This is a genomic window from Rahnella contaminans, from assembly GCF_011065485.1.
GTDB lineage: Bacteria > Pseudomonadota > Gammaproteobacteria > Enterobacterales > Enterobacteriaceae > Rahnella > Rahnella contaminans.
On sequence record NZ_JAADJS010000001.1, the window covers coordinates 301,736 to 314,558 of the forward strand.

Genomic DNA, 12,823 nt, shown 5'->3' on the forward strand with positions numbered 1-12,823 from the left:
GGGATTTTGCAATCCCCGCTAAATGGATAAGCCCGGTGAGCCGCACACAGCGGCACCTGACGGGTGGACACGTGCCCGTTATATGGTGATTGACCTGAATCGTCCGGCATTACTGGCGGTATAAATAACCGTGTTCTGAATATTTCTGTGGCCGAGATAATCCTGAATCAGCCGGGTGTCGCAGCCGGTATCTGCCAGCGCATAACCACAGGCGTGCCTGAGCATATGCGGGTGAACCGCCACGTTAATTCCCGCCTCCTCGCCGTATTTACGGAACAAACGATAGAGTTGTTGCCGGGACAGTTGCCCGCCGTGACGTGAAAGAAATAACCATTCCGAGTCAGAGTCAAGATATTGTGCGCGTATTTCAAGCCACTCCTTAATAACGATCATTTCCCTGTCCTGAATGGGATGTTGAACGGAAAACCCGTTTTTAAGCCGGTTGATATAAATTATTTGTGTCGAAAGTTCAACGTCCTTAACCCGTAAATTAGCCAGCTCGCTGACCCGGAGGCCGTGAATAAAACACATTAATAACATGCATTTATCGCGAGTTTTGTTAATTCCTGTCGAAACCGTACCGACGAGTTTCTCCATCTCAACCTGAGTTAAGTACTTTCTCCCGCTCATATTTTTTCTTTCCTTGATTAATTGCAGATGATTTATGTTCTTACGGGACTGTTTAAGTCCCGGAACAAAGACAGGCTAAGGGATGTTATTTTGATCACCGGCGAGCTTTTTCGCAGAGAGTTCCACAAATGTCAGTCATGCATGTTCAGGGAAATATCAGAAAAAACGGTAATGTAATAATATCGCCTGAAGTCAACGTGAAAGAAAACTCATTTTTTCAGGGCGATTAACGGTGATTTCAGGCAATGAATTTTACACAGCAGTGCTATCCACAAAATAAAAAATGATCAGTTTGGCGGAGGAATTCTAACGTCTAAACTTCTCAAAAAGGAAGGCCACATATGCTATTTTTTGATCATTCCATAAGAATAAACCCACGAAAAGTCAGTGAATTCCTAAAGTGGCGTCCTGCAGCGTAAGGATCTTCGAGAAATTTGTTCATTTGATTTAGTAAACAGACCTCAAAACCTGCCTCTTTTCCATCCATAAGACTTGGCCGCTTTTGTCATGCTATGCATGAAATTGTGCCCGTCGTTCTTTGCGCCGGGTAAATGCTGACAGGAAACACCGGTGGCTGAAGACAGCGATCTCGAAAAGACAGAAGCCCCCACATCCCACAGGCTGGAAAAAGCCCGTGAAGAAGGGCAAATCCCGCGTTCGCGCGAACTGACCTCGATGCTGATGCTCGGGGGCGGTTTGACGTTGTTGTGGGTTTCCGGTGAATCGATGGCGCGTCAGCTGGGGGTGATGATTTCGCAGGGGCTGAAATTTGATCACGGCATGGTCAGCGACGACCGCCAGGTATTGCAGCAAATGGCGACACTGCTGGGCCGCGCTGTCTGGGCATTATTGCCGGTTATCGGCGGCCTGATCCTGATCGCGCTGGCTGCGCCGCTGTTGCTTGGCGGGCTGATGTTCAGCGGGAAATCTTTTGCACCGAAATTCAGTCGTATGGATCCGATTGCCGGATTTAAGCGTTTGTTCTCCGGTCAGGTGCTGGCCGAATTGCTCAAGGCCATCCTGAAAGCGCTGCTGGTCGGCTCTGTCGCCGGTTTTTATGTGTGGCACAAATGGCCGGACATGATGCGGCTGATGGCGCAGCCGACGATCCCCGCACTCGGCGAAGCGCTGAACATGGTGGCGTTCTGCGGGCTGATGGTGGTTCTCGGGTTAACGCCGATGGTGGCGTTCGACGTGTTCTGGCAAATCTGGAGCAACCTGAAAAAACTGCGCATGAGTAAGCAGGATATCCGCGACGAGCATAAAAGTCAGGAAGGCGACCCGCATGTTAAAGGCCGTATCCGCCAGCAACAGCGTGCCATGGCACGCCGCCGCATGATGGCCGATGTGCCGAAAGCCGACGTCATTGTGACCAACCCGACGCACTACGCCGTCGCATTGCAGTACAGCGAAAACAAAATGAGCGCACCGAGAGTGCTGGCGAAAGGCGCAGGTGATGTGGCGCTGCGCATTAAAGAGCTGGGTGCCGAACACAAAATTCCGATGCTGGAAGCGCCGCCGCTGGCGCGTGCGCTTTACCGGCACAGTGAAATTGGTCAGCAAATCCCGACTGCGCTGTATGCCGCGGTTGCCGAAGTTCTGGCCTGGGTTTATCAGCTTAAACGCTGGAAGCGCGAAGGCGGACTGATCCCGAAAAAACCTCAACATTTGCCAGTGCCTGACGGTCTGGATTTTGCAGGAGAAAGTGATACCCATGGCTAATCTGGCCGCGATGCTGCGTTTACCCGCCAACTTTAAGTCCGGACAATGGCAGGTTCTGGCAGGCCCAATCCTCATCCTGATGATCCTGTCGATGATGGTGCTGCCTTTGCCGCCGTTCCTTCTCGACTTGTTGTTCACGTTCAACATTGCGCTGTCTATCATGGTGTTGCTGGTGGCGATGTTCACCCAGCGGACGCTCGATTTTGCGGCTTTCCCGACCATCCTGCTGTTCTCAACCTTATTACGTCTGTCGCTCAACGTCGCCTCCACGCGCGTGATCTTACTGGAAGGTCACACCGGCGGCGCGGCGGCGGGGCGGGTTATTGAAGCATTCGGCCACTTCCTGGTCGGCGGTAATTTTGCCATCGGTATCGTGGTGTTTATCATCCTGGTGCTGATTAACTTTATGGTTATCACCAAAGGTGCCGGGCGTATCGCCGAAGTTGGCGCGCGTTTCGTCCTCGACGGGATGCCAGGTAAACAGATGGCGATCGACGCCGACCTCAACGCCGGTTTAATTGGCGAAGACGAAGCGAAAAAACGCCGCAGCGATGTCACGCAGGAAGCAGACTTTTACGGTTCGATGGACGGTGCGAGTAAGTTCGTGCGCGGTGACGCCGTCGCCGGTCTGATGATTATGATCATCAACGTGGTCGGCGGCCTGCTGGTGGGCGTGCTGCAACACGGTATGGATCTCGGCCACGCCGCAGAAAGTTACACCTTGCTGACCATCGGTGACGGTCTGGTCGCGCAGATCCCTGCATTGGTGATCTCCACCGCTGCCGGTGTCATCGTGACCCGCGTCGGCACCAATCAGGACGTCGGCGAGCAGATGGTCACCCAGCTGTTCCGCAATCCGCGCGTCATGATGCTGAGTGCCGGTGTTCTCGGGCTGCTCGGCATGGTGCCGGGCATGCCAAATCTGGTTTTCCTGCTGTTCACCGGCGCTTTGCTGGCGCTGGCGTGGTGGACGCGCGGTCAGGAGCAGAAAGCTCCTGCGGCAAAAGAAGCGGCACCGTCGGCAGCCGACAGCGGCAAACAGCTGGTGGAAGCCAGCTGGTCAGACGTACAGCTTGAAGATCCGCTGGGCATGGAAGTGGGCTACCGCCTGATTCCGATGGTGGACTTTGCGCAAAACGGCGAACTGCTGGGGCGTATCCGCAGTATCCGTAAGAAATTCGCGCAGGAGATGGGGTATCTGCCGCCGGTGATCCACATCCGCGACAACCTCGAACTGCCGCCTGCCGGTTACCGCATCCTGATGAAAGGCGTCGAAATCGGTACAGGGACCGCACATCCGGGGCGCTGGATGGCGATCAACCCGGGTAACGCCATTGGCGAACTGCCGGGTGAACCGACGGTCGATCCGGCGTTCGGGCTGGCGGCGGTATGGATTGAACCGGCGATGCGCGAACAGGCACAAATTCAGGGCTTCACCGTGGTCGAAGCCAGTACCGTGGTGGCGACGCACCTCAATCACCTGATCAGCCTGCACGCCAAAGAATTGTTTGGCCGTCAGGAAACGCAGGAACTGATGGAGCGCGTCACCAAGGAAATGCCGAAGCTGACGGAAGATTTCATTCCGGGCGTGATTTCCCTGACCAACATGCACAAGGTGCTGCAAAATCTGTTGTCCGAACGTGTGTCGATTCGCGACATGCGCACGATTGTTGAAACGCTGGCGGAATACGCGCCAAACCAGCCTGATCCAAACGAACTGACGGCGGTAGTTCGCGTCGCGCTGGGCAGGGCGATTACTCAGCAATGGTTCCCGGGTAATGGCGAAGTACAGGTTATCGGGCTGGATACGGCGCTTGAACGTCTGCTGTTACAGGCGCTGCAAAGCGGCGGCGGACTAGAACCGGGGCTGGCCGATCGTCTGTTAACCCAGTCTGAAGCCGCGTTACAGCGTCAGGATATGCTCAGCGCGCCACCGGTCCTGCTGGTGAATCACGCGCTGCGCCCGCTGTTGTCGCGCTTCCTGCGCCGCTCACTGCCGCAGATTGTGGTGATGTCGAATCTCGAAATGACCGACAGCCGCCAGATCCGCATGACCGCCACCATTGGTGGTGAATAAGATGCTTCGCACCGTGCTGCTCGTCCTCAGCCTGATAAGCCTGCCTGCCGTTGCCGCATCAGGTTCCTGGTCGGATACTCAGCGCGGCGTAACGCTGCAAAACCGGGGCGTGATGATGTCGTCACCGCCGCTGGCCGCCGCAGATTCCGCGCCGGTCAGGCAAAAAAGTTCGGCGACGATCACCACGGTCAGCTGGAAATATGAAGTGCTCGGCGCAAGACCGGCAGGATTACAGGTGAAACTCTGCAACACCCTGAATCACTGCGTGGAGCTGGATGCGGACAGCGGTTCGACGCGTTCGTTTTACGGCCAGACCGCCCGCTCCCCGCTGCGGTTTGTGTATTTCGTCACGGGAAATGGGGCGATGAATACGCCGCTACGGGTCATCGGCAATCAGGTGATTGTGAATTACCGGTGAGCCACCGGATAGCTTGAACGATTTTTCAACTGCTTATCGGGAAAGCTTCGGTTTTTCAATCACTGTGATCACTTAGCTTCCTGCGCCAAAACCGACCAAAAGAGGGAAGTGCTTTCCCTCTTTTGGATTTCTCCCCGCTTTTTCAACACGCGCTGCCGCTCGCTGGCACTGTTTCAGCAACTTCTGCTCGTGCCGCAAAATCCCGCCGCTGCGCGCGGTTCCTTCCAGTCGGATTACAAACCGCGAGAAAAGATACACGTTTTTCCACCTCTCCTTTCAGCGTGATTTTTGAAAGCGGCCAATAACTACGTAATCCGGAAGAGTAAAGTGGCCACTGGCTATGTTATTCCTCGCAGGAAAGGGAATGGACCGGGGCATGTTAGGGTTTTTACACTTTATCTGGCTGGCGGTTTACTTACTCAAATTCACCACAGCCTGGCGGATGGCATATTCGTATCCCTGGATGCCGAAACCGCAGATCACACCGACGGAAACGTCGGAGAGGAATGAGTGGTGCCGGAAGGCGTCGCGTTTATGCACGTTGGTGATATGGACTTCGTACAGCGGCAGGCTGACGGCGGTGACGGCGTCGCGCAGGGCGACAGACGTGTGGGTCCAGGCCGCGGCGTTCAGCACGATGGCGTCGGTGGTGCCGCGGCAGGCCTGAATGCGGTCGATTAAATCGCCTTCATGGTTGGTCTGGAAAAATTCGATTTCCGCACCGCAGCTTTTCCCTGTCTGATGACACAATGTTTCGAGGGTTGCCAGCGTGTCATAACCGTAAGTTTCCGGTTCGCGGGTGCCGAGCAGATTCAGGTTCGGGCCGTTAAAGACGGCAATTTTGTAGTTCATAGGGTCTTCCTTTCTTCAGTAATCTGCAAAACCAAACAGGTCTTTCGGCGTCTGCCACAGGATCTGGTGCCGCGTTTTCTCATCCGGGAATAACTGTTCCACCAGCATCAGTAATGTGCCGAGATCCATCCGGTGTTCTGCGCGCAGGAACGGCCAGTCTGATCCCCACATGCAATGTTCTGCGCCGAATGCCTCAAGCAGCGCGTGCTGATAAGCGTGGCCGTCCTGATACGGAAAAGGCTGACGGCTGAATTTCGATAAGCCGGACAGTTTCACCCAGACGCGTTGCTGGCTCGCGAGCTGCAACAGCGCCTGAAACGCCGGTTGCTGCAAACCTTGCGTCACATCCGGGCGGCCGGAGTGATCGATGAGCAGGCGGGTTTTCGTGCGGTTGATCAGCGGCAAAAGTGCCAGCAGCTGGTCGTCCTGTACCTGAATGGCGGCGAACATGTCCAGTTCGGTCAGGCGTCCCATCAGGGCGTCGAGGTGTAAAAAAGGTGCGGTGCCGAGCATCGCCACATTCATCGCGATACCGACCACGCCGGCCAGCTTGAGCGCGGCGAGTCTTTCCAGCGAAATATCAAAAGGCACCACGGCGATGCCTTTGAAGCGGCCGTTACCTTTTTCCAGCGCATCGAGCAGGCATGAGCTGTCGGTGTTATACCCTGACGTCGGGCCGACAATCAGGGAGTGGCGGATGTTGTAGGCTTGCATCACCGCACGGTAATAATCGGCGGTGCCAATCTCGTGCCCTTCCGGACGGTACGGCGTGTCCGGAAGGTACGGGAAGCGCGCCGGATCAAACACGTGATGATGGGTGTCGATCTTGGGTTGCTCAAATATCGTCATGCTTTCGCTTTACCTGCTACTGAGTAGAGAACTTGCTGATTGCGGGTCTTCTGGAATTCTTCCAGCGTTTCACCGCGCATCGCGGAATAAATATGTAGGTTAGACACGCCCACCACGGCACCGAGTTTTTCCAGCAGGAAGAAGCTCACGCCGTAATGAATCATCCCGCGCCAGTCGAGTTCGCGCAGGAGTTTTTGTTCATCAGCGGTCAGTTTGTTTTCGGCAAACATCGCATTCTGGTCAGTGAGGAAACGCTCGCGCCATGCGGGCTGGATCAGACGATGCAGGAACCGGTTCATCCGGAATGCTTTCAGGCTGCGCGCCTGCGTAAACGGATAGGTGCCCGGCAGTTTTTCCACGCCCGCCAGCTGTTGTGCTATTTTATCGCGCTGACGCTGCTGCACGTCCACCGGCGCTTCGCGGGACTGGTTTTCGAGGATCAGCGTGGCGATACCGGTCATCGACGGCAGATAATAGGCCTGATGCAGTTTCTTCACGTTGCCAGACAGCGCGCCGCGCATCACCAGCCACATGATGACTTCGGAACCTTCCAGCCCGCCGAGCGTGGCGAATTCCGCCAGCGTCATTTGGGTCAGACGTTCCGGATCGTTCACAATCATATCGACAAACTGTTCGTCCCACTGCGGGTTGTTAAAGCCGCAACGTTCGCCGTGAACCTGATGGGAAACGCCGCCGGTGGCGACAATCGCCACGTTCAGATCTTCCGGGAAACTTTCGATGGCGCGACGCAGCGCCTGACCGAGTTTGTAGCAACGGCGCGCCGTCGGGATCGGGAACTGCAACACGCCAATTTGCAGCGGAACGATTTGCGTCGGCCAGCCGCCTTCATGCGGCATCAGCGCGGAAAGCGGTGAAAACAGGCCGTGATCCAGCGGTTTGTCCTGGAAGAACGACATATCAAATTCGTCTGCCATCAGGCTGGCTCCGATGTGCTGAGACAGCGCCGCATGGCCTTTCACTGGCGGCAAGTCGCGCGGGCCACCACCTTCATCCGCGACCTCATAGTGGTCATCAATGCCTAACGTAAATGCCGAATAGTGATCAAAGAAAAAGGATGTGACGTGGTCGTTGAAGATGTACACCAGCGCGTCGGGTTTCTTTTCTTCGAGCCATTTTTGCATCGGTGCAAAACTCTCGAAAATCGGCGCCCAGGCGCTTTCGTCCTGTTTGTTGTGATCCACTGCGAAACCGATAGTCGGGGTATGTGAAACCGCTAAACCGCCTATGATCTTAGCCATCTTAAATCCTCTGAACTTTTTGTAGGGTAATCGCAGCGCAGCCGCTGCGTCAGTATATTTATGTTTCTAATTATAAGGAGGCTAACGTAAGGTTAGCGGATGTTCATGGTGCGCGACAACTCCGGGATGTCAGTAATATCAACGCCTTTGATCATCTCGGCCGGGTGTGCCGCGCGGTGCAAAAGAATACTCAGGCCGGCCAGCAGGGCAGGCAACGCCAGAATAATAAAGATCATGTTTTGGCCGGAGAAAATGCCCAGCAGGACGCCGCCCATCGACGAGCTGATAATCGCGCCGCTGCGGCCAATACCGTGCATCCAGCAGACACCGGTGGCGCGCATTTCGGTCGGGTAGAAGGCCGGGGAGAACGCCTGAAGCCCGGTCTGTGCGCCGTTAATACACACGCCGCTGATGAAGACCAGAAGCGCCAGCACGTCCGGGCCGAAGTTGCCGATACCCTGCGACAGCAGGCTTATCATGCCCATGATGTAGAAACCGGCGATGACGCGTTTCGCGGTGAATTTATCCATCAGACCGCCGACCATCAGGCCGCCGAAGGTGCCGCCGAGCTGGAATAAACCGGCGACGATAGCGGCACGTTCCAGCGAGAAACCGCCGTTACGCATAATGGTTGGCAGCCAGCCGTTGAGCAGGTAAATCACGAACAGCCCCATGAAATACGTGACCCACAGAACAATCGTGCCTTTGGCATAACCGTTGGTGAACAGCTGGAAGACTTTGGCTTTTTTCTGAATGACCGGCGCCTTCAGGACGAATTTGGTTTCCGCGCTGAACAGGCCACCGGCGCGTGTCAGCACTTTGGCAATCTTCTCTTTAGCAACGTTGCGCACCACCATGTACATCGCCGATTCCGGCAGGATCCACATCAGCAATGGCAGCATCAGCAGCGGCACAATGCCGCCTGCGAAGATCACCGCTTTCCAGCCAAAATGCGGTAACAAACCGGCGGCGACAAAGCCTCCGGCACCGGAGCCGACGTTAAAGCCGCTGTACATCACGGTGATCATCAGGCTGCGGCGGCGCTCCGGCATGTATTCCGAGACCAGTGTGACGGTGTTGGGCATGACCGCGCCTAAACCGAGGCCGGTGAGAAAACGTAAAATGGCCATTTCCACCGGCGTGCGGGCGAAGGTACTCAGCAGGCTGAACAGGGCGAAGCAGAGAATGGACCACATCAGGACGCGTTTTCGCCCGAAACGGTCGGCGTTTGGCCCGGCAATCAGCGCGCCGATGGCGACGCCGAACATGGCTGCACCCAGGATCGGCCCCATTTCCGCACGGCTGATGCCCCAGTCTTCAATCAGCGCCGGGGCGATAAAACCCATCACCGCCGCGTCGTAGCCGTCGAACATAATGATGATGAAACACAGCCCCAGAACCACCCATTGATATTTTGATATCGGGCGTTCGTCTATCCACGTTTTAACATCCACGATGGTGTTGTTGCTCATAGGGTACGCTCTCTGTTTTTTTTATTAATATGTGATCGGATTAAAACTTTGAAAAAATACTCACTGACTTCCGGAGCACACCGGCGTGCCGTGCTGGGGTTTTATTAAAATTATTTTATTTATTAAACAATGAGTTGGTTATTCATTGTGGTGCTTCCTGATAACCAACTTAGGGGCTGGAAAGCGCGCTGTCTGCCATAAAATCATTATGCAGGTATGAGTTTTGTTTATCACGATGGGTAAGCGAAGAACGGCAGACAGGCTGCCGTCGGGGGAACGTTAAGGTGAAAATGAAAAGAGGGCGGGGAGAAAAGCGCGAGGAAATTTATTCCGGCATGTCCCAAAAGCAGTCGTCATCGAGCACGACGGAGGCGATTTTTTGCACCGGTCCGCGCATGTTGACCTGAAAATCACCGCTGAAGCTGATCGCCAGTGTGCCGCCCGGCATATGCACCGTAACGTTGTCGTCCACGCATCCAAGTTTGCGCATGGCGCTGGCGGCAGCGCAACTGCTGCTGCCGGACGCCAGCGTGTAACCTGCGCCGCGTTCCCAGATCCCGATGCTGATGTTGTTGCGGTCCAGCACTTCAACAAACTGAACGTTGGTGCGTTTCGGGAAAATTGCCAGCGTTTCGATTTCTGCGCCCAGTTGTCTGACTAAATCCAGGTCGAGCTTCTTCACCAAAATCACGCAATGCGGATTGCCCATCGACACCAGTGTGGCGCTGAGCTGATGGCCACCGACGACCAGCGGCAACGCCAGCGCTTCGTTGCCTTCGACGCTCGCCGGTAATGCCGACGGCGCAAATTTTGCCTGCCCCATATCCACAATCACCTGATGCGCGCCTTCTGTGACTTCGCAACGCACCTGACCACCCAGCGTATTCACCAGAAACGGCGTATGCCCGACGCGGCCAATATCAAACAGATATCGGGCGTAGATACGCAGGCCGTTGCCGCTTTTCTCCGCCTCGGAGCCGTCGGGATTGATGATGCGTAATGTCGGGATTTCTGCGTCATCGAAGTCGATCAGTAATCCGTCAGAACCGATGCCGTAATGGCGGTCGCAGATGCGCTGAATTTGCTGATTTGTCAGCAGGCTTGCGACGCTGTGGTGGCAGACCAGATAATCGTTACCCAGCCCGTGATAGCGGTGAAAAAGCATGTTTGTGATCCCAATATATTCATCAATGATATGAATACATGTAATGGGAAAGCGGCGGTTTGTCAGCTTTATTTTGACGGGATTAACTCCGCAGATTTCCAGGCTGATGAGTTCACGAATGTAAAATTCGCGCCGCGTGTGGTAATAAACACTTTCGCCGGTTATTGCGCGAGCCACAACAAGGAGTTATTCATGGAAACCTTTACCGTTCCGGTGGCCTTTCCACCACTGAAAATCGTGACGCCCCGCCTGACGCTGCGGCAGTGGCGCGACAGCGATGCCGGTCCGTTTGCTGAAATGAATGCTGACCCGCGGGTGATGGAGTTTTTTCCGTCAACAATGACCCGGGAAAAAAGCGACGAGATGCTCGCCCGTTGCCGGGATTTGATTGCAGTTCGCGGCTGGGGGATCTGGGCGGTGGAGCTGCGTGACACCGGTGAGTTTATCGGTTTTGTGGGTCTGCATACGCCTGGCTATGATTTGCCGTTTACGCCGTGTGTGGAAATCGGCTGGCGACTACGTGCGGACGTATGGGGAAAGGGCTATTGCAGCGAGGCGGCGCGTGCAGCACTGAATGCCGGATTTGAACAGCTCGGGCTGGATGAAATCGTGGCCTTTACAGCCTTGCCGAATAGGCGCTCGCAGGCGGTGATGAAGAAAATGGGGATGACGTGTGATATCAGTGAAAACTTCAACCATCCGGCCGTGGAGAAGGGAAACTGGCTTGAGGAGCATTGCCTGTACCGGCTCAGACGGGGAGATCTCACTTAAAGAAAAGGGCCTTAGCGGCCCTTTTTGCTGTGTGCCGGTTTAACTGCGCGCGCATCCCGGTTTCTGAAACGCCGGTTTTACCCCCGCTGCGCCGCTGAAGGGCTGACCGTCGATGGCGTCGTGCATTCTCAGGCCGGAAGGACGGATCCAACGCTGTACGCGGGAAGGCATATCAAAACCAATCAGCAGAATAACGACAAACGTCAGGCTGAATGACAGCGAACCCAGCGCAGTGCCGAGGCTGAGATGCTGGGAAATCGACGCGCCCAGTATCGGTGCCAGTGCGCCGCCCAGCGCCCCGACGTTATAGGTGAAACCCAGACCGGCCGCGCGCTGTTCGGTATCAAAATATCCGCCGAGCATTTTAGGCAGTAATCCCGCGATGCCCTGACCGAGCATTTGTTGTAAGAACAGCAGTCCGCCGAGGAAAAGCATGTCCGAACCTTTGATGGCGAACAGCGGAATAATCAGCAACTGAGAGATCAGCAGGCTGGTGACGTAGGCTTTACGCGTGCCCAGCCAGTCGCCGAGGAAGCCGCCGACGCAACAGCCGACTGCCGCGCCGAACCCGCTGAAAAACAGGACGTTGCCAACGGTATGCGGGTCATAACCCAGATCTATTTTCAGGTATGTCGGTAACAATGCCTGAATCGGCCACGAATACAGGAAGGCGCAGAACACCACCAGCATCAGCATCACACCGGTCGGCCAGCGTTCACCGCTGGTTTGCACCATGAAGCAGATGAAAATGGCAGCGCAGGAAATCCCGAGCACGGCGACGAAAGGCGCAGATACCATGCCGGTGAAACAGGCGTAGAGCGCCGCGGCGGCAAAAAGAGTCAGCCCGATGTTGAGATAACTGAGGCGGCTGCGATAGAGAATATCGACCATGTTGCGGTCACTGTGCTGTTTGCTTTGCTGGTTTTTGCGCTGAGATTCTTTCCAGTCTTCGGCTTCGGGCAGGTTTTTACGCAGCCACAGCGCGAAAATGATCGGCAGCAATCCGATGTAAAACAGCATCCGCCAGCCGAAAGCCGGAACGATATAACTGTACGCCTGCGCCGCCAGCACGGCACCGATTGAGAAGCCGGAGATCAGAAATCCGCTGGCTTTGTTACGCATGTTTTTCGGCCAGCTTTCCATCACGTATGTTGAGCTGGAGCCGTATTCGCCTGCCATGCCGATGCCGATAACCAGGCGCGCGATAAATAATGTGGTGTAACCCGGTGCCAGCCCGCAGGCCAGCGTGCCGCAGGAAAAGAGGACGATGCTGGTGATCATCGCCAGTTTGCGGCCATACCGGTCGCCCATCGCGCCGAGCACTAATCCGCCAAACCAGCGGGAGATAAAGGCAGCGGAAATCAGACTGCTGGCCTGTAGAAGCGTCAGGCCGAACTCCTGTTTAATGTCCGTCAGCACCAGCGTGATAATCACAAAATCAAACCCGTCCAGGGCGTAACCGACCCAGGCGGCGGCGAAGGCTTTCCATTGCGCAGGTGACAATTGTTTGTACCAGCGGGGCGCTTTAGTCTCTGGCCTGTCAGCACGAGGCCGTAATGAATTGCTCATATCGTCGCTCTCTCCACATCCCGTCGGTCACGGGCAAAA

At 55.5% G+C, this 12,823-nt stretch carries 11 protein-coding genes; 4 read left to right on the plus strand and 7 right to left on the minus strand.

Going from position 1 to position 12,823, the window contains the following annotated elements; translation table 11 throughout:
• Positions 1 to 78: 78 nt before the first annotated feature.
• The gene (locus GW579_RS01375) at positions 79 to 648 is read right to left on the minus strand and encodes a tyrosine-type DNA invertase (RefSeq protein WP_338105836.1); all 570 of its coding nucleotides are present in this window, start codon (positions 646 to 648) and stop codon (positions 79 to 81) included.
• Between the two features lie 552 nt (positions 649 to 1,200).
• Between GW579_RS01375 and flhB the strand changes: the two genes are divergently transcribed.
• From flhB to GW579_RS01390, 3 genes are read left to right on the plus strand one after another with little or no spacing between them, the layout of a single operon-like run.
• On the plus strand, positions 1,201 to 2,352 hold the full coding sequence (gene flhB / locus GW579_RS01380; RefSeq protein WP_152325887.1) for a flagellar biosynthesis protein FlhB: 1,152 nt from the start codon (positions 1,201 to 1,203) through the stop codon (positions 2,350 to 2,352).
• Positions 2,345 to 4,429 (plus strand): flagellar biosynthesis protein FlhA, encoded by a 2,085-nt coding sequence (gene flhA, locus GW579_RS01385; protein ID WP_152325888.1) that lies wholly within the window; start codon positions 2,345 to 2,347, stop codon positions 4,427 to 4,429. The genes flhB and flhA overlap by 8 nt, the downstream gene beginning before the upstream one ends.
• A 1-nt stretch (position 4,430) precedes the next feature.
• Positions 4,431 to 4,847 carry a flagellar protein FlhE gene (locus GW579_RS01390; protein WP_152325889.1) on the plus strand — a complete coding sequence of 139 codons (417 nt, stop codon included), beginning with the start codon at positions 4,431 to 4,433 and terminating at the stop codon, positions 4,845 to 4,847.
• Positions 4,848 to 5,258: 411 nt separating this feature from the next.
• Here GW579_RS01390 and aroQ read toward each other — a convergent pair whose 3' ends face one another.
• From aroQ to dapF, 5 genes are all read right to left on the minus strand, one after another.
• The gene (gene aroQ, locus GW579_RS01395) at positions 5,259 to 5,699 is read right to left on the minus strand and encodes a type II 3-dehydroquinate dehydratase (protein WP_152325890.1); all 441 of its coding nucleotides are present in this window, start codon (positions 5,697 to 5,699) and stop codon (positions 5,259 to 5,261) included.
• A 15-nt stretch (positions 5,700 to 5,714) separates the two neighbouring features.
• Positions 5,715 to 6,548, minus strand: a complete 834-nt coding sequence (locus tag GW579_RS01400; RefSeq protein ID WP_165057098.1) for an amidohydrolase family protein — start codon at positions 6,546 to 6,548, stop codon at positions 5,715 to 5,717.
• Positions 6,545 to 7,807 (minus strand): gallate dioxygenase, encoded by a 1,263-nt coding sequence (locus GW579_RS01405; protein WP_165057099.1) that lies wholly within the window; start codon positions 7,805 to 7,807, stop codon positions 6,545 to 6,547. The genes GW579_RS01400 and GW579_RS01405 overlap by 4 nt, the downstream gene beginning before the upstream one ends.
• Before the next feature lie 92 nt (positions 7,808 to 7,899).
• Positions 7,900 to 9,279, minus strand: a complete 1,380-nt coding sequence (locus tag GW579_RS01410) for an MFS transporter (protein ID WP_165057100.1) — start codon at positions 9,277 to 9,279, stop codon at positions 7,900 to 7,902.
• Positions 9,280 to 9,604: 325 nt separating this feature from the next.
• A complete protein-coding gene (dapF, locus tag GW579_RS01415; RefSeq protein WP_165057101.1) occupies positions 9,605 to 10,444 on the minus strand; it encodes a diaminopimelate epimerase in 840 nt (279 codons plus the stop codon).
• A gap of 192 nt (positions 10,445 to 10,636) precedes the next feature.
• Between dapF and GW579_RS01420 the strand changes: the two genes are divergently transcribed.
• The gene (locus GW579_RS01420) at positions 10,637 to 11,215 is read left to right on the plus strand and encodes a GNAT family N-acetyltransferase (RefSeq protein ID WP_152325895.1); all 579 of its coding nucleotides are present in this window, start codon (positions 10,637 to 10,639) and stop codon (positions 11,213 to 11,215) included.
• A 39-nt stretch (positions 11,216 to 11,254) separates the two neighbouring features.
• Here the strand turns inward: GW579_RS01420 and GW579_RS01425 are convergent, their stop codons facing one another.
• On the minus strand, positions 11,255 to 12,784 hold the full coding sequence (locus GW579_RS01425; RefSeq protein ID WP_165057102.1) for an MFS transporter: 1,530 nt from the start codon (positions 12,782 to 12,784) through the stop codon (positions 11,255 to 11,257).
• Positions 12,785 to 12,823 lie beyond the last annotated feature (39 nt).